This is a genomic window from Commensalibacter oyaizuii (genome assembly GCF_029953265.1).
GTDB lineage: Bacteria > Pseudomonadota > Alphaproteobacteria > Acetobacterales > Acetobacteraceae > Commensalibacter > Commensalibacter oyaizuii.
Genome location: NZ_JASBAO010000001.1, coordinates 832,495 through 856,922, shown reverse-complemented (window position 1 = coordinate 856,922; position 24,428 = coordinate 832,495). Strand labels below are relative to the sequence as shown.

24 protein-coding genes are annotated in these 24,428 nt (G+C 39.5%); 11 read left to right on the top strand and 13 right to left on the bottom strand.

Annotated elements, in window-relative coordinates:
• From QJV27_RS03785 to hisB, 7 genes are read right to left on the bottom strand one after another with little or no spacing between them, the layout of a single operon-like run.
• Complete coding sequence (locus tag QJV27_RS03785) at positions 1-339, bottom strand: phosphoribosyl-ATP diphosphatase (protein ID WP_281447642.1); 339 nt, start codon at positions 337-339, stop codon at positions 1-3.
• A 34-nt stretch (positions 340-373) separates the two neighbouring features.
• Positions 374-1,135, bottom strand: coding sequence for an imidazole glycerol phosphate synthase subunit HisF (gene hisF / locus QJV27_RS03780; protein ID WP_281447641.1), 762 nt, complete (start codon positions 1,133-1,135; stop codon positions 374-376).
• A complete protein-coding gene (gene hisA / locus QJV27_RS11115; protein ID WP_346771184.1) occupies positions 1,129-1,890 on the bottom strand; it encodes a 1-(5-phosphoribosyl)-5-[(5-phosphoribosylamino)methylideneamino]imidazole-4-carboxamide isomerase in 762 nt (253 codons plus the stop codon). Before hisA ends, hisF begins: the two co-directional genes overlap by 7 nt.
• A gap of 18 nt (positions 1,891-1,908) precedes the next feature.
• A complete protein-coding gene (locus tag QJV27_RS11110; protein ID WP_346771183.1) occupies positions 1,909-2,469 on the bottom strand; it encodes a GNAT family N-acetyltransferase in 561 nt (186 codons plus the stop codon).
• 13 nt (positions 2,470-2,482) lie between these two features.
• On the bottom strand, positions 2,483-3,154 hold the full coding sequence (gene hisH, locus QJV27_RS03770) for an imidazole glycerol phosphate synthase subunit HisH (RefSeq protein WP_281447640.1): 672 nt from the start codon (positions 3,152-3,154) through the stop codon (positions 2,483-2,485).
• A complete protein-coding gene (locus QJV27_RS03765; protein WP_281447639.1) occupies positions 3,151-3,513 on the bottom strand; it encodes a hypothetical protein in 363 nt (120 codons plus the stop codon). The genes hisH and QJV27_RS03765 overlap by 4 nt, the downstream gene beginning before the upstream one ends.
• Complete coding sequence (gene hisB / locus QJV27_RS03760; RefSeq protein ID WP_281447638.1) at positions 3,510-4,106, bottom strand: imidazoleglycerol-phosphate dehydratase HisB; 597 nt, start codon at positions 4,104-4,106, stop codon at positions 3,510-3,512. The genes QJV27_RS03765 and hisB overlap by 4 nt, the downstream gene beginning before the upstream one ends.
• A 213-nt stretch (positions 4,107-4,319) precedes the next feature.
• On the opposite strand from hisB, the gene QJV27_RS03755 reads away from it, so the two are divergent.
• On the top strand, positions 4,320-4,913 hold the full coding sequence (locus QJV27_RS03755; protein ID WP_281447637.1) for a nitroreductase family protein: 594 nt from the start codon (positions 4,320-4,322) through the stop codon (positions 4,911-4,913).
• A 51-nt stretch (positions 4,914-4,964) separates the two neighbouring features.
• Positions 4,965-6,170 carry a 5-demethoxyubiquinol-8 5-hydroxylase UbiM gene (gene ubiM / locus QJV27_RS03750; protein WP_281447636.1) on the top strand — a complete coding sequence of 402 codons (1,206 nt, stop codon included), beginning with the start codon at positions 4,965-4,967 and terminating at the stop codon, positions 6,168-6,170.
• Between the two features lie 235 nt (positions 6,171-6,405).
• Here ubiM and QJV27_RS03745 read toward each other — a convergent pair whose 3' ends face one another.
• Positions 6,406-8,733, bottom strand: a complete 2,328-nt coding sequence (locus tag QJV27_RS03745; RefSeq protein ID WP_281447635.1) for a helicase-related protein — start codon at positions 8,731-8,733, stop codon at positions 6,406-6,408.
• Positions 8,734-9,064: 331 nt separating this feature from the next.
• Here QJV27_RS03745 and QJV27_RS03740 point away from each other — a divergent pair, with 331 nt between their 5' ends.
• Together QJV27_RS03740 and gorA are read left to right on the top strand one after the other, a co-directional pair.
• Entirely contained in the window at positions 9,065-9,895 is an 831-nt protein-coding gene (locus QJV27_RS03740) for a ferredoxin--NADP reductase (RefSeq protein ID WP_281447634.1), read from the top strand.
• 5 nt (positions 9,896-9,900) lie between these two features.
• The gene (gorA, locus tag QJV27_RS03735; RefSeq protein ID WP_281447633.1) at positions 9,901-11,292 is read left to right on the top strand and encodes a glutathione-disulfide reductase; all 1,392 of its coding nucleotides are present in this window, start codon (positions 9,901-9,903) and stop codon (positions 11,290-11,292) included.
• A 13-nt stretch (positions 11,293-11,305) separates the two neighbouring features.
• On the opposite strand, the gene QJV27_RS03730 is transcribed toward gorA, so the two are convergent.
• The 4 genes from QJV27_RS03730 to QJV27_RS03715 all read right to left on the bottom strand — a co-directional run bounded on the left by QJV27_RS03730 (position 11,306) and on the right by QJV27_RS03715 (position 14,562).
• On the bottom strand, positions 11,306-11,710 hold the full coding sequence (locus QJV27_RS03730) for a hypothetical protein (RefSeq protein WP_281447632.1): 405 nt from the start codon (positions 11,708-11,710) through the stop codon (positions 11,306-11,308).
• Positions 11,711-11,948: 238 nt separating this feature from the next.
• On the bottom strand, positions 11,949-12,602 hold the full coding sequence (locus QJV27_RS03725) for a methionine ABC transporter permease (protein WP_281448965.1): 654 nt from the start codon (positions 12,600-12,602) through the stop codon (positions 11,949-11,951).
• A 40-nt stretch (positions 12,603-12,642) separates the two neighbouring features.
• Complete coding sequence (locus tag QJV27_RS03720) at positions 12,643-13,704, bottom strand: methionine ABC transporter ATP-binding protein (protein WP_281447631.1); 1,062 nt, start codon at positions 13,702-13,704, stop codon at positions 12,643-12,645.
• Between the two features lie 39 nt (positions 13,705-13,743).
• Positions 13,744-14,562 (bottom strand): MetQ/NlpA family ABC transporter substrate-binding protein, encoded by an 819-nt coding sequence (locus QJV27_RS03715; protein ID WP_281447630.1) that lies wholly within the window; start codon positions 14,560-14,562, stop codon positions 13,744-13,746.
• Positions 14,563-14,875: 313 nt separating this feature from the next.
• Here QJV27_RS03715 and QJV27_RS03710 point away from each other — a divergent pair, with 313 nt between their 5' ends.
• From QJV27_RS03710 to gltX, 4 genes are read left to right on the top strand one after another with little or no spacing between them, the layout of a single operon-like run.
• Positions 14,876-16,276: a class II 3-deoxy-7-phosphoheptulonate synthase gene (locus tag QJV27_RS03710; protein ID WP_281447629.1), complete on the top strand. Its 1,401-nt coding sequence runs from the start codon at positions 14,876-14,878 to the stop codon at positions 16,274-16,276.
• 26 nt (positions 16,277-16,302) lie between these two features.
• Positions 16,303-17,508 carry a beta/alpha barrel domain-containing protein gene (locus tag QJV27_RS03705; RefSeq protein ID WP_408869614.1) on the top strand — a complete coding sequence of 402 codons (1,206 nt, stop codon included), beginning with the start codon at positions 16,303-16,305 and terminating at the stop codon, positions 17,506-17,508.
• Between the two features lie 47 nt (positions 17,509-17,555).
• Positions 17,556-17,954, top strand: coding sequence for a hypothetical protein (locus QJV27_RS03700; RefSeq protein WP_281447628.1), 399 nt, complete (start codon positions 17,556-17,558; stop codon positions 17,952-17,954).
• A 39-nt stretch (positions 17,955-17,993) separates the two neighbouring features.
• Positions 17,994-19,328, top strand: a complete 1,335-nt coding sequence (gene gltX, locus QJV27_RS03695; protein WP_281447627.1) for a glutamate--tRNA ligase — start codon at positions 17,994-17,996, stop codon at positions 19,326-19,328.
• A gap of 73 nt (positions 19,329-19,401) precedes the next feature.
• Here the strand turns inward: gltX and QJV27_RS03690 are convergent, their stop codons facing one another.
• Complete coding sequence (locus QJV27_RS03690) at positions 19,402-20,592, bottom strand: MFS transporter (protein WP_281447626.1); 1,191 nt, start codon at positions 20,590-20,592, stop codon at positions 19,402-19,404.
• A 191-nt stretch (positions 20,593-20,783) separates the two neighbouring features.
• Here QJV27_RS03690 and QJV27_RS03685 point away from each other — a divergent pair, with 191 nt between their 5' ends.
• The 3 genes from QJV27_RS03685 (at position 20,784) to QJV27_RS03675 (ending at position 24,386) form a co-directional block, all read left to right on the top strand.
• A complete protein-coding gene (locus QJV27_RS03685; protein WP_281447625.1) occupies positions 20,784-21,692 on the top strand; it encodes a LysR family transcriptional regulator in 909 nt (302 codons plus the stop codon).
• A 121-nt stretch (positions 21,693-21,813) separates the two neighbouring features.
• Positions 21,814-23,178, top strand: coding sequence for a prephenate-dependent tRNA uridine(34) hydroxylase TrhP (gene trhP / locus QJV27_RS03680; RefSeq protein WP_281447624.1), 1,365 nt, complete (start codon positions 21,814-21,816; stop codon positions 23,176-23,178).
• Between the two features lie 275 nt (positions 23,179-23,453).
• On the top strand, positions 23,454-24,386 hold the full coding sequence (locus tag QJV27_RS03675) for a TIM barrel protein (protein ID WP_281447623.1): 933 nt from the start codon (positions 23,454-23,456) through the stop codon (positions 24,384-24,386).
• Positions 24,387-24,428 lie beyond the last annotated feature (42 nt).

The following is a 24,428-nucleotide window of genomic DNA, read 5'->3' as shown; positions in this document are numbered from 1 at the left end:
TTAAGAGGGAATAGAACGAGATGCTTTTTCAATAATTCCACTGGTTCCTTCGCGGCGATGCAGTTCTGCCCAAACATCCTGGGGGGAAACATCGGTGCTGACCCACATGACTAATAAATGATATAAAACGTCAGCACTTTCTTTAATTAACTCTGCTTGATTACCTGTGGCACATTCAATAAGACATTCAATTGCTTCTTCACCGAATTTTTGCGCTGTTTTATGAGGACCCTTTGCAAGTAGTTGTGCAGAATAGCTGGTGCTAGGATCTGCATTTTTGCGAGAGAGAATAGTATTGTAAAGCTGTTCTAAAATATCGGCATTTATTGGTGGGCTCATGGGTAATTACTTTTTGATCTTATAAGTTATGATATCATTTTAATAATCGTACTGGAATATTTGCATCTGCCAAGGATTTTTTTACCTGAGCAATAGTAAATTGTCCAAAATGAAAGACGCTGGCGGCCAATAACCCTGTTGCGCCTGTTTGTGCACCTTGGGCAAAGTGATGCAATTCACCAACACCGCCACTGGCAATGACAGGCACTTTAACGGATTTACAAACTGTTTTTAAAAGGTCCAGATCAAACCCTTTCCCTGTTCCATCGCGATCCATACTGGTTAACAACAATTCTCCAGCACCTCTTTGTGCCATTTGCTGGCACCATTCAATCGCATCTATCCCAGTGGGATTGCGCCCTCCATGGATATATACTTCCCATGATCCTTTTCCATTTGAACGCGCATCAATAGCAACAACAACGCATTGGCTGCCAAATTTATTTGCAGCATCATTAATAAGTTGTGGCGTTTTTATTGCTGCGGAATTAATTGCACATTTGTCTGCCCCAGCCAAAAGCAAGGCCCGCATGTCATCTGTGGATCTGACACCACCACCAACCGTTAAAGGTAGGAAAATTTTCTCTGCTGTGCGGCTAACAACGTCTAAAATAGTGTTTCTATTTTCATGACTGGCCGTGATGTCTAAAAACGTTAATTCATCTGCCCCCGCTGCGTCATAGACCAGTGCTTGTTCAACAGGATCACCCGCATCGCGCAACGAAACAAAATTAACCCCTTTGACCACACGGCCGTCTTTTACATCAAGGCAAGGAATGACACGTGTTTTTAGCATGTTTCCAAAACTTTCAATGCTTCAGCAATCTGTATACGGCCATCATATAAAGCACGTCCAACAATAACCCCTTCAATTCCTGGTTCTGTATTTGCTGTTTGACGTAATTCCCGTAAATGATCCAAATTACCAACACCACCACTGGCAATAACGGGAATGGTCAAATGGTGGGCAAGATTAGCAGTAGCATCAAGATCCAGCCCTGAAAGCATACCGTCTCGTTGGATTTCAGTGAAAATGATAGCTGCAGCACCACTGTCTTGAAGGCGTAGAGCTAAATCTAATGCCTTCATTTCTGAGGTTTCTGCCCATCCTTCAGTGGATACAAAGCCAGCTTTAGCATCAATCCCAATGACAATTTGATTAGGAAATGCTTTGCATGCATCATAAACAAGTTTGGGATTTTTTACAGCGACACTGCCTAAAATAATACGAGTGATCCCTTGAGATAACCAAAATTCAATGGCTTGCAAATCTCTTATCCCACCGCCCAGTTCAACAGGAACGTTAGCATTTGAAATAATTGCTTGTACTGCTTCGATATTTATAGACTTTTTTGCAAAAGCACCATCCAAATCGACGACATGTAACCATTTACATCCCTGATTTTGCCATTCTTTTGCTTGAGTTCCAGGATCATCAGAATAAATTGTAGCTTGATCCATTTCCCCTTGCCGCAGTCGAACGCATTGTCCACCTTTTAAATCAATCGCTGGATACAAGGTCAGTGGATGTGGGTGAGTAGAGGGTGTCATAAATATGGTTTTTCCTGATTAAGAAGACGGAAGATTTAAAAATGATTTATATAAAAGCAATCCTTTAACGATCTGTCCATTAATACGTTGATAATAGGGGTGTGTTGCCCAATGATGATATCCATTTTTCGTGTAAAATTGAAACAATTTTGTTTGGGTTTCATCTAGAATAATATTGATAATTGGATATCCTAACTGGGTAACGGTTTGCTCTGTTTTTGTAAGCAGGCGGGGGCCAATTCCAATATTAATCGCATAAGGAGCAACCGCGAATATATTAATATGGGCGGAAATATGGGGTGAATTCTCTTGCTTGGGCGGAAAGTTAACCTCGCAAATTCCAACGATATTGCCATCCATACGACTGACAAATATCTTTTTTTCTGGAACTAAAAAAGCGCCTTTGAAATAACTTTCAATAAAATGACGAGGAGGGGGCTTGATCCATTTACAATGATATCCAGCCAGTATGGCAGCTTCTAAGGTTTCACTGACAGAGTGTAAGTCATCTTCATTATCAAGATTAGTAATTTGTTCTACTTGTATCTTGGGTAAAAGGTTAGAAGTAAGATGGTCCATTCTGTTTAAAGCTTTACGATAAATTATGATTGGGTGAATGTTTCCATGTTAAAAAGTTTGATATAATTCGTAAACCAACTTTTTGACTTTTTTCAACGTGAAATTGAGTGCCAATCATATTACGTTGAGCAACAATTGCAGGTACAATTCCATCATAATCGGTTGTGGCAATAATATTTTTATGATCACCACGGGTTAGAGCATAAGAATGCACGAAATAAGCGTGATCTCCTGGTGTAATCCCCTCTAATATGGGGTGACAGCCGGCAGCGAATTGCAGTTCATTCCATCCCATTTGGGGTAAAGGTAGATCATGAACGGGCATTTTTGCGATTTCACCTTTAATCCATCCTAGGCCTTGGGTTATTGTATGTTCCAATCCTCTTTCTGCCATTAATTGCATACCGACACAAATACCAAGGAATGCAACCCCTTTGCTGGTTGCTTGGTTCAGGGCATCCAACAAGTAGGGGACGGACTTTAATCCATTCATACAATCAGCAAAGGCCCCTTGACCTGGCAAGATAATACGATCTGCATTCAAAATGGCCTGAGGGTCGTTTGTAATTTCAATATTAACAGGCAAATTAATCATCTGTGCTGCGTATAAGGTCGCCCGTTTGGCAGAGGCTAAATTACCACCATTATAATCGATAATAACAACATTTGATGGATTGCTAGTCATATATATATCTTTTGTTGAAGATCGGGATGACGATCAAGAAGACGCAGCAAGGCTGATTGTTTATTTTTACCTGTAATAACGGTCTTAATTTTCCACCCTGATAGTTGCAATTCGGTTCTCTTAAATTGGTATGCAAAACAAGCCATTCCAAAATGAAAGATTAGTAAAATAACGAATGGTGGATGCAACCAAAATCGTAATGAACAATATATACTAAGAAAAATCAATCCGTGGATCCAGCTTTTTTGCAGTAATAACCCAATTGCGCCTAAGACAAGAACCAACCAAGAGAACCCTTCAGGAACCAGTTTAATCTGATCTGGATATGAGGGATTTGTATAAACTGTAAAAAAATTCACAATACACCTTTGGTCGAAGGAATATGGTTTAAAGCACGTGGATCGAATTCACATGCTTTGCGTAATGCGCGGGCCGTGGCTTTGAACGTGGCTTCAGCAATATGATGGGAATTGCGACCTACATGAGAGATAGCGTGCAAATTAATATGCGCACTCATAACAAAACCTCGAAAGAATTCTTCAAACAACTCGGTATCCATCAATCCAATTTTTTGAGTAGGAAATACCACATTCCATGCCAGATAAGGCCGCCCTGAAATATCAATGACAACTTCACTAAGAGCTTCGTCAAGAGGGACAGTTGCTTGCCCAAAGCGACTAATTCCCTTTTTATCACCGATTGCTTTGCGAAATGCTTCTCCCAAAGCAATTCCTGTATCTTCGACACTGTGATGATAATCTATATGCAGATCGCCTTTTACGGTAATATCCATATTAATCAGACTGTGTTTGGACAAGGCTGTTAACATATGGTCAAAGAAACCAATTCCAGTGTCAATGTTGGATTGCCCCTGACCGTCAAGATTCAACATAAGATGAATATCTGTTTCCGAAGTTTGACGGTGAACGGTGACTTGTCTTGGACTGTTCATAATATAAAGTGTCTTTATAGGTTGGTAAAAACGGTTCTGTATAACTGAAATATAAAGGCAAGAAAAAGAAAAGACAATCTTCTTAAAATAGAATACTATAAGAAAAATTATATTTTATAGACTATCGTACAGATTTAAGCCCTTTTTTGTTTTGGATACTGATCGTCAAAATAACGTTATTGTACAAGGGAATACTCGTAGTGGATTGGAACAATGACTAATCTTGAATTTTTACTTTCTCGCTTTTCTTGTGGTTCTTTAAAAGATCCTGCGCCAAATAATGAAGAATTGCATCAAATTTTATCTGCTTCTATGCGTGCCCCCGATCATGGTCGTTTACGTCCGTGGCGATTTGTGCTTGTCCCCAAGGAATATAGGCAGCAATGGCTTGATAGAGTTGAACATGCAATGCGTCAACCGGAGTATGATTATCCAGAATCGTATATTCAAAAAGTTAAGCATAATTTTTCATGCGCCCCTATGGTGATCGCGTTGGCAATGCGCCAAATCACAGAAAAAACAAGCGTATCAATTGATGAACAATTAATGGCTGCTTCTGCTGCGGTTATGAATGTTTTAAACGCTGTTCATGCATTAAAATTTGGGGTGAAATGGGTAACTGGCCCAATTGCCAATCAAGGGGTCGTTGAAAGTTTGGGGCTGCAAGCCCCATATAGAATGATGGGTTTTTTATTTGTTGGTACTCCTTGTGGGGAAAACGAAGCGCCACCAAGAGCGATGGTTGATGATTATGTTGCTGTATGGCAAGGTCGTCCTGTGCAGTTTAAAATTGATAGTGAAAATTAAGATTAGCATAAGAATTCATTTCTGAAATAAAGTTCGATGGAGCAAGAAAAAATGTCAACATCATTAGATATGCATGACGTTGTAATTATTGGTGGTGGACCTGCTGGATTAAGTGCTGCCTTGTCATTAGAGGCTTTGGGATTAAATGTAATCCTTTTAGATCCAGCTCCTTTAAAAATATTACAAAATCCGTCTTTTGATGGTCGTGAAATTGCACTGACCCATCACTCCGTATCTTTGATGAAGGCAATGGGCGTATGGGATCGTATTAATCCACAAGATATTTCATTGTTAAAAGAGGCTCGTGTTGAAAATGGTGATGAAAATCATCCTTTAATCTTTGATACAAAAGGAAAAGATGAGGAATCTTTAGGGTATCTTGTTCCTAATTATTTAATTCGCCAAGCCTCTTTTGAAGAGGTTCGAAGCCGTTCAGGGATTACTGTTTTAGCAGAGGATTCTTGCCATAAATTACGTTGTTTTGTTGATTACGTAACCATAGAACATAATGGTGGAACAATGCGTGCGAAATTAGCCGTCGTTGGAGACGGTCGTTTTTCCAAAGTCCGAGACAGTCTGGGAATAGGATATCATTTGCACGATTTTCATCGTCACATGATGGTTTGTCGAGTAAAACACGATTTGCCGCATAATGGTGTGGCTTTACAGTGGTTTGACAAAGGACAAACAATTGCATTGTTACCCTTAAATGGGAATGTTTCATCAATCGTTTTATCATTGCCCCCTGAAGAAATGAATAAAGTTCGTGCATTGGACGACGTAACTTTTAATGCTGATATGATGCGTCGTTTACAAGGACGTTTAGGAACGATCGAAGTTATTTCATCACGCCATGTTTACCCGCTGAAAACTGTTTTTGCCAATCGTTTCGAAACACGTCACACTGCATTAATTGGGGACACAGCTATTGGAATGCACCCCATTACTGCACATGGATATAATTTTGCCTTACTTGCTCAAGAGATTTTGGCCCAAGAGGTTAAAAATGGTCTGAAAAGAGGCGAGGATTTGGGGAATGCTAAACAGTTGCGGTTATTCGAACGGCGTTTACGCATGAAAACAATTGGTATGTTCACAGTTACTAATACTATCGCAACCCTTTACACCCGTGAAGAAAAGGGCCTATGGCATCTAAGGCAAGCGGGGTTGCGGGCAGCTAATCTTTTGAAACCGATCAAGGATCGCGTCGTTGATCGTTTAATTGATAAAGGAATGCACTTACCTTTTTCAAAGTAAATAAAAGGCAAGTCTATTCGTTTCATTTATTCAAAAATTTGGTCTGCGTAAATTGTTAAGTAGATATGATATATTAAAATCATTATAAGTATGCAGAAAATGCTGGCTGTTATTTTTTTATATTTAATTCTTTTCCTTCTATAATAAGATATTAGACAGAAAGTTAAGATAACAGCCAACCAAAATAAGGTAACATTGAACAAGAAGTCACGCATAATCTATAATGTTGATTTTTTTATAACTCTGTTTTACGGCGTTGTTGTCTTAATACTGCTTCGATCCAATCATTTAGTTCCCTGGTCGTTTGTTCAGCACTTTCGAGATCAGGATAAAAATCAGGAAAACGTAAAGATAGCCAACGCCACGCCACTAATCGTTTGTGGCGTTTTTCGGCACGTTCAAGCTCTTGACGGGTGGCACGGCTGGGGTGGGGTAATTTACCCATGGTTGGGGCAGGGATAGATTTTCCAGCCGCATGATCTGCTGCCCAGCGGGTTAAACGTTGAATGCCATTATCCCGATCATCTACAGGACATACCGAGTATGTCCAACGGTCTCGCAATTCTAGGCCCTGTACCCCCTCTAAAGAGGAGGCAATAGCAAAGGTTTCTTCCATTTCTGCCAATCGATAATTGGGATCATCCGCACGTAATACGGCGCGTTTTAAACGGGTTAAAACACCAAACAAACTGTCAGAGTTAATTTCCTTGGCAATCGCGCTAACAATCGCACTGTCGGGTTGGACGAGGGGACGTAGATCTTTTTCTTCGCCAGGGGGGGCGTCTAATTGGCGTTTAATGAACGACGGATCACCAGCCCCAGCAAGCAATCCAACAGTTCCTGTTTCGTGTTTTCCATATCGCCCAGCACGTCCACCAATTTGTTTAACTTCTTGCGATGTTAATAAACGGCGGCTATTTCCATCGAATTTATAAATTGTACTGAATATAACCCGTTTAATGGATAGGTTTAATCCCATTCCAATAGCATCTGTGGCAATTAGAATATCTGCTTCACCATCGTTAAATCGTTTTGCTTCTGCCCGTCTGACTTCTGGGCTTAATGCACCGTAAATAACAGCAACATGATGCCCTTTTTGCAGCAATACTGCCCGTAAGTCCAAAACCTCACGGCGGGAAAAAGCAATTAACGCATCACCAGCTTGTAATTTTGATAAGGAAATTGTTTTTTCTGCAACTTGTAACGCACTTTTGCGTTGTAAGGAGATTTCTTCACAAGGGTCATCGCAAAGTTTGGCAATACGTTTAACAATGGGAATACATTCGGGGGAACCTAAGACAAAGACCTGACGGGCAGGGACGCCCATAATCGCAGCCGTCCATGCTGCCCCACGATCAGGGTCGGTTAACATTTGTGCTTCGTCAATTAATGCCACATCAACAGGATTATCCATCGGACACATCTCGACAGTCGCAGCTAAAAAACGACTGTTGGGGACAATAATCCGTTCCTCTCCTGTTTTAAGGGAGGCTTCAATTCCCCGATCGGCCAAAGCTTCTTTGAACTCATGGGCTAGCAATCGCAGGGGGGCCAGGGCAATGCCGCTTTCACTTTCTGCCATTGTTTTAAGTGCAGTATAGGACTTACCACTATTTGTGGGGCCTGTGACCAGTATTATACGTCTTTTTAGACTGCGTGCAGTGATAAAATGAGCTGCATACCGATCCATGGCTGCAACGCTGGCCAAGACTTTATTTTTAATATTTAAATCGCCCAGATTAATATATTTATTTTTTTTATCTTTGCCCACAGATCCATTGCGCCAATGCGTAATCTGAGGTCGTAATGCTTTGATTTCTTTTGGATCAAATCGCCATATATCTTTACCGTGTTTTTTAATTTTTTGAGCGACTGGGATTTTGTTTTCAGCAATCCACTTTAAAGCCTCTTTGTGCGAGCAATGCAATAAAGGGGGGATTTCTTTAAAGGAAACTAGGCTGTTTTCCCATTCTTTTTGTTTTTTTATTTCATCGCGTTTACGATCGCGAGCAATTTGGTGAATTTCTTTATCTATTTGACGTTGTTTTTGATCTTGATAAAGAGTTTCTTCGATAAATAGGTTGGCCTCTTCACTGTCTAAATCAAATGCTGCAGCAACATCTTGTGCCATCATATGGATTTGTTTGGCATTTAGCGCAGGTTTGCCGCTGTCTAATAAATCTGCATGCAGTGTTTGAAAGGATTCTATGGCATTATGACCATTTTGTCGAATACGGTTACTCAGTGATTGCTGCAAGGCATCCGATAGAACCTGATCACTGGGGTCTGGATCATGAATATAGGAAACTGCCCACGCGATATCTTCAGACTGAATCCAAGGTTTATCCATTTTTTGAACAAGACGGTTCAGTTTTTTGGCCCAGTCTTTTCTGCGAACGGTACAAAGAAGTTTAATAAAGGTTGGGGCAAGGATATAATCTGTATCTTGTGCCAGGTTTCGGGCAATCAGGCGCACCATGCGTGCTTCTTCCTGAGCAGAAAGGATTAAAGAGGTTTCTTGTAAAGCTTTTTGTAGAGCTGTTTCAGCAGGAGATAAATTCATGGATGTCCATAGATAAAGGCATGGGAAAGGAGGGGGATTATAAATATGCAGGCAAAATTGATTATTAAAATATAAAAAACTATTTTGAATACAATAAGGAATGTCTATAATACATTGATTTTTGTTTTATTACTGTAAATTTTTTAACAAAGATTATCATATCCATATTTTATAAAATAAGTTGTGATAAAATTAAATATGAAAAATTAAACTGTGCATATTTAAAAATTTATTCATTTTCGCTAGGGAATACGGTAAAAATACTTTATCATATGTTTATATAGTATTTTATACGTAAAAATTAGGTTATTTTGTAGGAGACCCACTTATAATGTCTGAACCTGTAGTCATTGATGATTCATTTCGTCTGACCGACCCCACCAAGGAATATAGCCATTTGAATGCAGAAAAAGTTCTGAGCGTTCATCATTGGACAGATCGTTTATTTTCTTTTACTTGCACTCGTTCCTCTAGTTTGCGCTTTGAAAATGGTCAATTTTGTATGATCGGGATCGAAGTTAACGGTAAACCTTTATTACGTGCTTATAGTGTTGCTAGTGCTAATTACGAAGAACATCTTGAATTTTTATCGATTAAGGTTCCAAATGGTCCATTAACCTCCCGCCTTTGTCATATGCAGGTTGGAGATACGGTTTTAATTGGACGTAAACCAACAGGAACATTGGTATTATCGAATTTGCAACCAGGTCGTAATTTATATTTCTTTTCAACAGGTACAGGGCTTGCACCTTTTATGAGTCTGATTCGCGACCCAGACGTCTATGAAAATTACGATCATGTTATTTTAACCCATGGCGTCCGTACCAAAGGTGAATTGGCTTATCGTGACTATATTCAAAATGAGTTGACTCAACACGAATTTCTTGGCGAGGATGTTTCGAAAAAGTTGATTTACTATCCTACTGTTACCCGTGAAGACTTTCCTGTACGTGAAAGGATTACAACGTTAATTGAAAATGGTAAATTATTTACGGACACAAATTTGCCCGTTATTGATCCTGAACATGACAGAGCGATGATCTGTGGATCACCTGAAATGTTGGTTGAAATTAAGTCAATTTTGGAAAAACGCGGTTTCGTTGAAGGAAATGGAAATTCACCAGGTTCCTTTGTTATTGAAAAAGCATTTGCGGAGCAATAGTTAATATGACCTATGACTACGACCTTATTGTTATTGGTGCGGGTTCTGGTGGGGTGCGATGCGCGCGTATTGCTGCCTTGCACGGGGCTCGTGTTGCGGTTATCGAAAAACAACATTGGGGTGGAACCTGTGTTAATATAGGATGCGTTCCTAAAAAGTTGATGATGTTTGCAAGCACTTTTGGCGATCTGGTCGAAGATAGTCATGGATATGGTTGGCATACGCAAAAGGGGCAGCATCATTGGAAACAGTTAATCCAAGCTAAAGATCATGAAATTGGCCGTTTAAACGGTATTTATGTATCGATGTTACAAAAGGCTGGGGTAAAATTATTCACAGGTGCTGCCAGTTTTCAGGATGCTCATACCGTTAAAATTCAAAAAAGCAGCCTGTCAGATAAAGCATTTGAAGAAGAAACAATTACAGCAGAACGAATTTTAATTGCGACTGGATCCTCGCCATCAGTGTTGGATATAGAAGGCAGCGAGTACGGAATTACGTCTGATCAAGCTTTTTACCTATCCGAGCGACCACAACGAGTGGTGATTATTGGATCTGGATATATTGGCATTGAATTTGCTGGTATTTTTGCGGGTCTGGGATCTCAAGTTGAAATGATCTATCGTCAAGACATTCCCTTACGCGGATTTGATCAGGATATGCGACAGGCTTTACACGATGCGATTGCCGAACGTCATATCAAGCAACACACTGGGCGTGTTCCTGTTAAAGTGGTCAAAACTGGTGATACGTATCAGGTTCATTTGGATAATGGGGACATCGTTGAAACAGACTGTGTTTTCTTTGCAACGGGTCGTCACCCCAATATTTCTGGCTTAAATTTGGATAAAGCGGGTATAGAAGTTACAAAAAAAGGCCAAATTATTGTAGATGATTACTTTACTACCTCGGTTGCCAATATTTATGCAATTGGTGACGTGATTGATAAGATTAATTTAACCCCAGTCGCAATTGCCCAAGGTCATGCGCTGGCAGATCGTTTATATGGTGGCAAGACACGTATCAGTGCCTATGATGCAACCCCTAAAGCTGTTTTCTTTAATCCACCTTTAGCTAGTGTTGGCCTTAGTGAAGAAGAAGCTGTCAAAAATGGTGATGTTGAAGTCTTTATTTCTCAGTTTACGGCGATGAAATATTCGTTTACAGAGCGTAAGGTAAAAACTTATATCAAGATGATTGTTGATAAGGCATCGCAAAAAGTTGTTGGGCTACATATGCTTGGGGATGATTCGCCTGAAATAATGCAAGGGTTTGCTGTGGCTATTGCAGCAGGGTTGACCAAGGCTGATTTTGATCAGACCATTGGCATTCACCCTTCTTCAGCAGAAGAACTTGTTACTTTGCGTCAAGTAACAAGAATAAGCCCAAAACAATAGAATGAGAGATGGCTTATCTAGGGGTAAGCCATCCGTTCCCTGTGGAATCCCCTAATTTTCCGCCACCCATTGGGCCACTTTCTCTATAGGCAGTCCCAAATCGGGATAAATTTGCCCCGCTAACTGGGTCTTTTGCTTCTGATAATGCTTGTTGATGTTCTGGATCTGGGCCTTTTTCCATATTCATAGACGGGGCATATGTATAACCAGGAGGGGGGGCTCTGTGCCCACGAACAGTGATATGCTCACCACCATTACTTCCACGATCTTGGGTATGGGTTGTGGTCGATTGTCCAGAAAGCCCTGGTAAAGTTGCTGCATTGCCTGCATTAACAGACATATCTTGGGCATAACCATTTGTGACAAACAAAGGGGTTGCGATCAAAAATCCATATATGCTTGTTTTAAACCAGTTCATTTCATTTGTATCCTTTTCATTAAAGCATAGTATGGTCGTAAAATACGAATAAATCAAGGTGCGTCTGTGGTAGTTTTGTATGATTTGATTGGCTATTTTGATTATAAAATTATGATTTAAGTGTCTATTTTACGATATGTTTTATTTAAATAGGATCATAACCCTTACTAGGATTAGGGTTATGTAAATAGGTTATTTATTATAGGTTAGAATTTGTAATGAAATTTATTTGTCTTGGTTAACGATGATTAAACCGTCGAGCAAGATAGTCACCAACCCATTGAATGGCTGAAATCATAACAACTAATAAAACAATGACAATTCCCATAATATCAGGGCGAAATTGTTGATACCCATATTGAATAGCATAATCACCCAAACCCCCCGCACCAATGGTTCCAGCCATGGCAGAAATACCGATAATTAAAATAATGGTTACGGTAAAACCAGAAATTAATCCAGGCAGTGCTTCGGGTAAGATAACTTCACGAATGATGGTTTTACGACTGCCTCCCATGGCCTTGATGGCTTCGATTAAACCATTATCCACTTCTTTTAAAGAAACTTCTGCAATACGTGCAAAATAAGGGATGGTGGTAATTGTCAAAGGTACGATCGCGGCCTCTGTTCCGATGGCTGTGCCAACCAGATAGCGCGTGACAGGAATAAGTGCAACCAGCAAAATAATAAACGGGATAGAGCGAAAAATATTGATAATAACGCCTACAATCTTGTTTAAAATAGGCATAGGGTATAATCCCCCTGGTGCCGTAATAATTAAAAAAAGAGCGATTGGTATTCCACCCAGAAGAGTTAAAAAACCACAGGCAACAGTCATTTCAATGGTTTGCCAGATAGCTAAATATAGTTGTTCCAACTGATAGGGAGAGATGTGACTGATAGCGCTAATATATGTATTAAATTGATCAATACTAGAGGAGAACATAACCAATACTTTCAACAGTTTCAACGCCCATACCAGTCAATGCCTCAATGGTTTGTCGACTGTGTTTGGCCGGAACAGCAAGAAATAAGGTGCCAATAGGAATCTCACGAATATGCGTTATACCGCCTTCTAATAAGATGGCAGAGATATTGTGCTCTTTTTGTAAGGCCGCAATTAAGGGTCTTCTAACAATGTCACCTAACATAACAACACGTAAAATAGCATAATCGTTAGGTTGAGCATCAGCGTGTAATTTCTTTACGATGCTGTCGGGTAACGAGGGTTGTTCTTCGGTTAATAATTGTTGTGTGGTTTCAGTTTTTGGATGAGAAAAAACGTGCGTGACAGGCCCTTCTTCGATAATTTTTCCCTGTTGAAGGACGATAACACGATCAGCCAACAATCGAATGACGCTCATCTCGTGCGTAATCAAGACGATTGTTAATTTAAGCTGTTTGTTAATATGTAATAACAAATCAATAATTGATCGAGTTGTTTCAGGGTCTAGAGCAGATGTTGCCTCGTCACATAATAATAATGCTGGATCTGCTGCCAGAGCTCTTGCGATACCAACACGTTGTTTTTGGCCGCCAGATAATTGTGCAGGATAATGATAAGCCTTATCAGGAAGCCCCACAAGTTCCAGCAAATCTGCGGCTTTTTTATAACGTTGTTCTTTGGAATAACCAGCGATTTTTAGTGGTAACGCCACATTTTTAAGAATGTTTTTAGAACTAAGTAAATTAAAATGTTGGAAAACCAAACCTATGCGTTGACGTAAGGGTAATAGTTCCTTGTCGGGAAGACTTGACATATCCTTCCCCTCAATTTTGACCTGACCTGTATCGGGTTTTTCCAAACCCGCAAGACATCGCAGTAACGTTGTTTTTCCAGCTCCAGAATGTCCGATAATACCCAGTATCTCTGCTTTTTTTACAGAAAAAGAAAGATTGGACAAGGCTATATGATCGCCAAAGTGGCGACATACATTTTGGAATTCGACAACGGGGACATCAAAATCAGACGCAGCAGCGGATTGTGTAGTCATTTTAATTTGAACATAACTCTGAAATAAACAAAATATGGCTTACCAAGCAGGCAAGATAGCACCATGAAATTTATTTTCCATTGCTTTTTTCACTGCATCAGAGTGAAAACTTTCAACAAGGGTTTTAAACTCTGGACGGTTTTCATCCCCTTTACGTACTACAATCACATTAGCATAAGGATTGTGCAGGCGGTCCTCTTGCAACAAAACAGATTTTGGATCAATGCCTGATGAAATAACGTAATTTGTATTAATCGATGCCATTGTTACATCATCAAGTGATCTGGCCAATTGTGCAGCGTCTAATTTGATGAATTTAAAATGATGTGGATTTTCTGCAATATCTGAAAGACTGGGCAGAGCAGGTGCATTAGGGCTTAGTTTAATTAATCCCTCTTTAGCCAGTAAGATCAAAGCACGTCCCTGATTGGAGGGGTCGTTTTGAATGGCAATGGTTGCACCATCTGGTAATTCTTTGATTGATTTGATCTTATGTGAATAAAAACCAAGGGGTTCAACCCATGTTTTCCCAATAACGGATAATTTATAGCCACGTGCTTTAACTTGAGCATCCATGAATGGAATATGTTGGAATGCATTTGCGTCAATGTCCTTTCCAACCAAGGCTTCGTTGGGTAAATTATAATCTCCAAAATCCACCAATTTGACGGCTAAGCCTTTTTTCTTGGCCTCATCGACCGCAATTACAGCAAGTTCTTTTTCTGGTCCAGGGATAATTCCAACCTTTAGTGGATTACTATTTTCAGATGCAGCTTTGGTTTGCAAAGAAATAATCGAACAAAAAGCCAGGGCAACAGCACTTGTTAAGAGCGCTCTACGAGAAGGACGAAAAAACATAAGCACCAAATCCTATAGGAGAAATAAAAAGAAATTTGTAAGTTTATTATGAAATCAGGTTTATATGTATAGAAAAATATAAAAAAAACAATAGTTGAAACCATGTTAATTCAGATGTCATCTTTTGCACAACGAAACGTTTTTTTCAATTTTTTCAATGAAATTGTAATTTAAGGATAGGAAAAAGAAAAAATTACGGTAAAATATTTACAGCTTTTACAATTGAATCAGAAAAAAATTTGTGATTGTATTCATTAAATAAAACGCTATTTTAATATATTTAAACTTTAAATTAATGATTGGGATATGTCCGATGAGTGAACCATCTTCGAACTCTAGGTTAAAACATTCTTCTTGGACGCCAGACAGCTGGCGCTCTTTTCCAATTAAACATGTTCCACATTATCCTAATGCAGAAGCGTTAAAGGAAACAGAAAAAAAGCTTCATCGCTATCCCCCATTGGTGTTTTCTGGTGAAACACGCAGATTAAAAAGACAGTTGGCTTTGGCATCTAAGGGGCAGGCCTTTGTATTACAAGGGGGGCCTTGCGCTGAGATTTTTGACGAGTTCACTGCCGATATTATTCGGGATGTTTTTCGTGTATTACTGCAAATGGCAATTGTTTTGACTTATGGTGCCAAAGTTCCCGTGGTTAAAATAGGCCGTATTGCAGGACAATTTGCAAAACCACGTTCTTCTGATATAGAAACCCAAAATGGTGCCAGTCATTTATCTTATCGTGGCGATATTATTAATGGGATTGATTTTAGCGAAGCTTCACGCACGCCTGATCCAAAACGAATGGAAATGGCTTATTTCCAATCTGCTGGAACTTTGAATTTGATCCGTGCTTTTGCTACGGGGGGATATGCTAATTTGCACGAAGTGCATCATTGGAATCTGGATTTTGTGGAACGTTCGCCGTTAGCTAAACGTTATGGAATTTTGTCAGAAAAGATTGATGAAACTTTGGCTTTCATGCGTGCTTGCGGATTGACAGGTCAAAATACACCTCAAATTCAAGAAACCGATTTTTACACATCGCACGAGGCCTTGTTATTGCCTTATGAGCAAGCCCTAACCAGAATAGATTCGACATCGGGTGAATGGTATAATTGTTCTGCACATTTTTTATGGATTGGGGATCGTACGCGCCAACCAGATGGGGCACATGTTGAATTTTTGCGTGGCATTAAAAATCCAATCGGTATTAAAGTGGGGCCCAGTGCCAATATTGACGATTTATTAAAGTTGCTTGAGATCTTAAACCCAGAAGATGAGGCAGGTCGTATTTCTTTAATCGTGCGTATGGGGGCAACGAAAGTAAAAGAGTTGCTGCCACCTTTTGTTAAGGCCATTAAAGAGTCGGGAAGAACTGTGACTTGGTTGTGTGATCCAATGCATGGCAATACTATTTCAACCAGTGATGGGGTGAAAACACGTCCTTTTGATGCAGTCCTATCCGAAGTTATGGGATTTTTTGATGTGATATCATCCGAAGGGGCTATTCCTGGGGGGATACATATTGAAATGACCGGCGCCAATGTAACAGAATGTATTGGCGGGGCTCACCACTTGACAGAAGCCGACTTGGGGCAACGTTACCAAACTTTTTGTGATCCACGTTTAAATGCTGAACAATCTTTAGAAATGGCATTTTTAGTTGCTGAAGAATTAGCAAAACGTAATTTTGCACAATCTAAAGATAAATAATCATTTAGCATTTGAAAGTGGTTTTGATGAGTTTTCAAGAAAACGATAAAGAACTAGATGGTTTATTTTCTAAAATGGTTGCTACAACCCAACCAGAAAATATGGATTTGGTTTCAGATCGTACAGATGCTTATTTTAATCGGACGCAAAATATTATTAAACATTACGGTGATAAGGAGGTGGTTTATGCCATCTTCTTACGCCGTCCTGTCGTATCTGCACCGCGATTAGTGTTGCGATGGCTGGATAATATTTTTGAAAAAGAAAAAATTAACGCAACCTATTACGTTGCTTTTCCAGAAGGTGAATGGGTTGGGGCTGGTTTGCCAATTTTATATTTAAAAGGATCGTTTGAACAGTTGGTTCCTTTGGAAACGATCTTGTTGCAAAAACTTGGTGCCTGTTGCGTTGCTGCGTGCAATGCATTTCAAATGGTGCAGGTTTTACCAAATGCAGATTTCATTGCTATGGGTGCTCGCCATTGTGCTGGTTATGAAATGCAGGAGTTGGTTGAATATGCAGCATGGGTAGGGACAAAAGCAGCTAAAAGACAAAGTAAAGCAAAAGGATTTATTGGAACTGCCAGTACCAGTACAGCCAAAATATTCGGTTTGGGTACAGGGTTGGGAACTATGCCCCATGCGTTGATCGGATATGCAGGATCAACAGTGCGAGCTGCTGAAATGTTTCATGAACAGCACCCTGACCAGATATTAGGCGTGTTAATCGATTATTTCGGTAAAGAAGTCACGGATGGATTAGAGGTTTGTCGTCGTTTTTCTGACTTAGCTGCGCAAGGGAAAATTATGTTGAGGTTGGATACCCATGGCGGAAGATATTTAGAGGGCTTAAACCGACAATTTTCATATGCCCTGATTATGCGCCATGCACCTGAAACGTTGCAACGTTACTGCTCTGAAAAAGAACTAACTCATTTAGCGGGAATGGGCGTTTCAGCAGCAGCTATTTGGTGGATGCGCGAAAAATTAGACGAAGCTGGATACGACAAGGTTAAATTAATTGCATCTTCAGGGTTCGATTTTACTAAGTGTCGCATGATTGCAGAAGCAAAAGCCCCCGTTGATTGTATTGGAACGGGTTCGTTTATTCCTAGTTTGTGGAATGAAACCTATGCAACAGCGGATATTATTGCTTATAATGGCCAGCCTTTGGTTAAACAGGGGCGTGAGTTTTTAATTAATTTTGCACGTCAACACGTTCCTGGTTTATAAGAGCAAATATTTTTTAAATCATAAAGTATGAATTAGGAGAAGTTTCATTGGATCATCAAAAAAGCGAGCAAAAAGGGTCGTCAGAAGAGTGCGTCGTGCATATTCTTGACCTGTCCAGTGAGGCTGATGATAAGGTTGTTGAGATCCTTTCGGGATTTTACAATGTAGAACATGCAAATGCGTTTGCTCATGCGTATGTTCGTGCTAGTGTAGAGCGTTGTCGTATTCCAGCGGCTTCCAGCCAGGAAATTTTTGATGCTTGGTCGGCTTTTGGTGAAGATGCAAAGGTAGTTGCTCAAGACAAAGCAGATAGTCAGGTGTGGGATTCAGCCAATGAAATTATGTATTTTATTGAAAATGTTGCAACCCCTATGGAATGTGATTGGCGTTCAATTGATCCACGTCGTTTGGTAAATGAAGATGATTTTCCAGAAGACGAAGAATAAGTTATTCCCTTATAATTTTTTAAGAATTAAGTTTTGAAGATGAAGTTACGTTTTGCCCCAAGTCCTACAGGTTTAATGCATGTTGGAAATGCGCGATTAGCTGTTGCCAATGGTTTGTTTGCCCGCCGTCATGGGGGTAAATTTATGTTGCGTATTGATGATACTGACGTTGAACGCTCAAAAGAAGAGTATGTACGTGAAATTCACAAGGCACTGGAATGGTTTGGATTGGGATGGGATGAATATATGCGCCAATCCGAACGAATGGAGCGGTATCATCTAGCTATTGAAAAATTAAAACAGTCGGGGCGTTTATATCCTTGCTTTGAAACCAAGGAAGAATTAGATTTTAAACGGGAATTGCGCCGCCGTCAAAACAAACCCCCCATTTATGACCGTGCAATGTTGAAGTTAACCCCAGAACAGCGTGCCGAAGCCGAGGCAAATGGGAAAAAACCGCATTGGCGTTTTTTACTGTCTAATCGAGAAATGAAATGGAATGACATGGTTATGGGACCATGTCGGGTCAAGTTAACCTCAATCTCCGATCCAATTATGATTAAAGCAGACGGAACCGTTTTATATACCTTAGCATCTGTAGTAGATGATTTGGAAACGGGAATTACCCATATTATCCGTGGTGAAGATCATGTTACGAATACAGGGGTGCAAATCGATTTAATTGAAGCATTGACAGGCCAGCCAAATAAAATCGAATTTGCGCATTTACCGTTATTAATGGATGCGGATGGTGGAAAATTATCAAAACGTTTGGGCAGCGTTTCTTTAAAAGAGTTGCGCGAAGATGGTCTTGAATCAAAAGCGATCGTTTCTTATCTTGCACGTTTAGGGACCTCTCGTGATCCACAATTATTAAGTATAGACGAATTAGCGCAAGACTATGATCTTTCAACTTATTCGCGTTCACCTGCACGCTTTGATATTCAGCAAATGCTAATATTGAATAAAAAGTGTCTACACACTATGACATTTGACGAGGTGAAAGGACGCCTGCCTTCTTCAATTACCGAGGAATTTTGGAACGTTGTGCGTCCAAATATCGATATTCTTAGTGAGGCACGATATTGGTGGGATTTGGTGCATGAAGATATTATTCCTGAGGTTGAAGAAGAAGATAAACCATATTTGAAATCAGCTTTGGATTGCTTGCCTCCAGTCCCTTGGAATGAAGAAACATGGGGGCAATGGACCAGTGCATTAAAAGAGATAAGTGGCCGTAAAGGTAAGGCATTATTTCATCCATTACGAATGGCTTTAACCCGCGAAGAAAAAGGACCAGAAATGAAGGGACTATTGCCCTTGATGGGTCGTGAGCGTGTTGTGCGTCGTTTACAAGAGGCTGTGACGCATTAGATTAAGGCGATTTTTTTCTAGAAATAAGAAGGGTTTAGAAAATTACCTAACCCTTTTTTTTATGCAGTATGAATTAGCGGTTTACTTTGTTTTTGATAGTGATGGATAGAATAAAAATGGGTAATCCGCAGATGGCTAGTATTGATCCAACCATGCCAATTGATGCCCATCCGAACCCTGATGAAATTGCAAATCCCCCAGTCCAGACACCTATAGCATTTGAAAGGTTAAAGGCTGAATGATTCATTGCTGATGCCAAGGTTTGTGCTTTGGGGGCAATATCCATTAATCGTGCTTGAAGTGTTGGAACGAGTGCAAAGCCTGTGCCTATTAAAAATAAACAACTTCCAACTAGAAAAGATGAGTGGGCAGTTAAAGTGAATATAGCAAGGAAAAGGGCATTCCAAATTAACAGGCCAAAGATTGTCTTTATCAGGGACTGATCCGCAAACCAAGCACCAATAATATTTCCAATAATCATTCCTAATCCCCACAGTGCTAAGAAAAAAGGAACGTGAACTTCGGATTGATGAGTAACATACATTAACGTTGGTGTGATATAGCTATAAACCGCAAACATTCCACCAAAACCAACAGCAGCTGTTGCTAAGGTCAGCCATACTTGCACAGAGTTAAAAGTAGAGATTTCTTGCAATGGTGAAATTTTCTGGTCAATTTTAATTTGTGGAATGGTCAGGGGAAGTAGGGTTATTAATAATATTCCTCCGATACTGATCAAAGTGAATGTAGCCCGCCAACCCCATAATTGTCCCATCCATGTGACTAATGGAACGCCTGCTAAATTTGCGGCAGCCAGTCCCAGCATAACTCTGCCAATGGCTTGGGTGCGTTGGTGAGATGGCACTAATGTTGTTGCAACCAATCCAGCGGTACCATAATAAGCCCCATGGGGTAAACCAGCAATAAACCTGGCAATGGCCTCTAAACCAAAATTAGAGGCCATTGCTGAGGCTGCATTGCCAATTATAACAAGAAGTGCCAATATATAGAGCAATCGCCGACGTTCCATATTGGCACCAATAATAGCCAGTAATGGAGAGCCCACAATAACACCACAAGCATAAATACTGACTAAATGACCTGCAGTAGGTATAGTGACATCAAATGTTTGCGCAATATTGGGTAATAACCCCATTGCGGCAAATTCACCTGTACCGATAAATAATCCACCCAAGGCTAAAACAAAATGTGCTATCCACGTATTTGTGTCCTTATTGGTGTTGATTGAAGTAATAACATTCATATTGATCACTCTATATTTAATCCTGCTTGAATATTTCACGAAAATTAAATGGAGCGCGCTTTAACAATTTAAGTAACGAATAGAATTATCTTTTTCAATGAACTAAAATTGTACATAGTGTTAATCTGAAGTTATCGCTTCTAAAAATTGTTTTAAGTAGAAAAACTCTTTTATGAATAGCTGAGGGTATCATGTTGTCATTAACGCGCAGTGACTTGGGTGATTTAAATTTATTCCGACTTATCGCAGAAGAGGGTGGGTTTCGCAAAGCGGCGGATAAATTGGATATTTCTGCGTCAGCGTTAAGTCGTGCGATGCGTAATTTAGAAGAACGCCAAGGTGTCCGTCTATTTCATCGAACCAATCGTCGTATAATGTTGACACCAGCAGGGCAGGAATTGTTAAATGCTGTTACCCTTGGTTTTGCAGAAATAGAAACGGGGTTAGAAGCGCTTAACCGTTACCGTGATCATCCTGCGGGACTTTTAAGAATTAGTGTTCTTAGCGATGCTGCAAGACTTGTTTTGGCACCTATTCTTGCTAAATATAACATAATGTATCCCAATGTTAGGCTTGAAATAGCTGTGCAGGATAATGTGATCGATATTATTAATAATGGTTTTGATGCGGGTATTCGCTACGGAGATATTATCCCAGAAGATATGATTGCTTTGCGGCTTTGTAATCCTTTAAATTGGATTATTGTTGCATCCACAGATTATTTAAAATCAGCCCCACCATTAAATACGCCTCAAGACCTTTATCATCATCAATGTATTGGAACCAGAATGGGAAATGGTAAAATTTATCATTGGGAGTTGGAAAAGGGAAAAGAAAGGCATGTTATTTCAACAGAATGGTCAATGATTGTAAATGAAACCATTCTTTCAATTGAAATAGCCCAGAATAATGGCGGTATTTGCTATAATTTGGAATGTAGAGTGGCAGAACAATTGGCAAATGGGACCTTGGTTAGGGTTTTACCTGAATGGGGATCAGTAGGGGAAGCTTTTCATCTGTATTATTCTAATCGTCGTCAGTTACCAAAGGCATTGCGTGCCTTACTTGATTTGATAAGAACCCATCATTTCAACCTTTAGTCTTAGAAATAAATTATATAGGAACGATAATTTTGATAAAGTTTTTTATAAAAACATTTAAAATCTTTACATAATTTGTTAAAAGATCTTTTCTTCAATTTAAAAAATCAGTTGTTACTCTATGTCAAACCCTTTAAAAGTTGAACTCTTAAGCCCTGCTGGGACGTTAAAATCCATGCGTTATGCCTTTGCTTATGGTGCTGATGCTGTCTATGCTGGCCAACCGCGTTACAGTTTAAGAGTGCGAAATAATGAGTTTAATCATGAAAATCTTAAAATTGGGATTGATGAGGCTCATGCTCAAGGAAAATGTTTTTATGTGGTGGTAAACATTGCCCCTCATAATGCAAAATTAAAAACATTTATTAAGGATTTAGAACCTGTTGTAGCAATGGGACCGGATGCTTTGATAATGTCTGATCCTGGATTGATTATGATGGTTCGTGAAGCATTTCCAGACATGGCAGTGCATTTGTCTGTTCAGGCCAATGCAGTCAATTGGGCAACGGTTAAATTTTGGCGGCAACTGGGGCTAACACGGGTTATTTTATCACGTGAATTATCTTTAAAAGAAATTGAAGAAATTCATCAACATGTGCCAGACATTGAATTAGAGGTCTTCGTGCATGGGGCTTTGTGTATGGCCTATTCTGGGCGATGCTTGTTGTCAGGGTATATTAATCATCGAGACGCAAACCAAGGAACCTGTACGAACGCATGTCGCTGGAAATACGGTGTTGAAGAAGGCATTGAAAACGAGATTGGGGAAATTGTTTCCAAGCAATCCGAACAAGAGGATGGATGCTGTCAACAGGCAGAAGACATTCAACCAACATTAGGTGAGGGACCTTCAACGGACAAAGTCTTTATTTTGCGTGAAGGTACCAGACCTGAGGAAGAAATGACCGCTTTTGAAGATGAACATGGTACTTACATCATGAACTCTAAAGATTTGCGTGCCATTCAACATGTGGAACGGTTGGTCAATATAGGGGTATATTCTTTAAAAATTGAGGGACGCACGAAATCTCATTATTACGTTGCTCGTACAGCGCAGGTTTATCGCAAAGCAATTGATGATGCGATTGCTGGGCGTCCATTTGACTCAAGTTTGATGAATACGTTGGAATCTTTGGCGCACCGTGGTTATACAGAAGGGTTTCTTCAACGTCATAAACATAACAATTATCAAAACTATGAAACAGGTTCTTCTGTTTCTATCAAGCAGCAATTTGTGGGAGAGTTCACAGGGCAACGACAAAATGGTTTAGCCGAAGTAACTGTAAAAAACCGCTTTGAAGTTGGGGATCGCCTAGAAATGATGACCCCTAATGGAAATATCAGTTTCGTTCTTGAAACTATGGAAAATACCAAAGGTGAGGCAACGAACATAGCCCCTGGTAATAGTCACACAGTCTACATTCCCATTAAAGAAGATATCAAATTGGAATACGCATTACTAATGCGGTATTTGGACGAAAAGTAAATAGATCTCTTTATATATTAAGCAAGAGAAAGTCAGCTTTAATACAGAGGCTGACTTTTTTTGATTAATTCACATTATTAAACTCAAATAATATCGTAAATTTTAATTCATAAAAGTCATACTTATATAAAGAGCTTGTGACCGTATGTTTATAATATACTGAATATCATTATAACAATTTTCGAATACTTATCGTTTCATATAACAAAAGATTGTTTTGCTATAATCCATAAATATTGATCTTATATTGCAAAGAAATAGATTAAGGATTTAAAATGGGTGGCTTGAATATTCAAATAACAACGGCACCTTGTTGTTGGGGGGTGGATGATGTTCATAATCCAAATATTCCCGATTGGTTAAACGTTTTTAAAGAAGCATCTTTGGCAGGGTACAAGGGGTTAGAGTTAGGGCCCTATGGGTATGTCCCTAATGATATTGAACTAATATCAAAATTATTAAAACAATATGATTTATTCATAGTAGCTGGGACGATTTTTAATGATTTAGTTTCATTAAATAATAGAGAAACCCTGTTGCATCAAACAAAACAGATTTGTAAACTTATATCCCAATTGCCTCAACCCGAAGCTTTTAATCGTCAGCATTATAAAACGCCGTATTTAACGGTTATGGATTGGGGCCATGACGAACGTGATTTTGCCGCAGGGCACAGTGATCGTGCCCCTCGTTTATCTAGGTCAGTTTGGTTGGGGATGATGGAAAATATTCGGTTAATCGCTGATTGTGCTGCTGATTATGGGGTAAGGGCGGTTATTCATCCCCATGCCGGTGGATATATTGAATTTGCAGATGAAATTGAGCAATTGGTTAAAGATATCGATATTCAGGTTGCAGGATTATGTATTGATACAGGGCATTGTTATTACGCGGGAATGAACCCTACTGATACGATCCTAAAATACCACGATCGTATTGATTATGTTCATTTCAAAGATATTAACTTGGACGTATTTAATGAGGTTATGCAAGAAAAAATCAGATTTTTTGATGCATGTGGTAAAGGGGTAATGTGTCCGATTGGTAAAGGTGTCTTAGATTATATTCAAATTAGAGACGCTTTAAAACAAATTGGATATGAGGGCTTTATCACTATTGAGCAAGAGCGCGACCCTAAACAAGCGCATGGCAGTTTAATTGATGTTAAAGCCAGCCGTGATTATTTAAAAGATATTCGATTTTTATAAAAAATATTCATGAGATTTTGACAAGACATGATAATTTAGGAC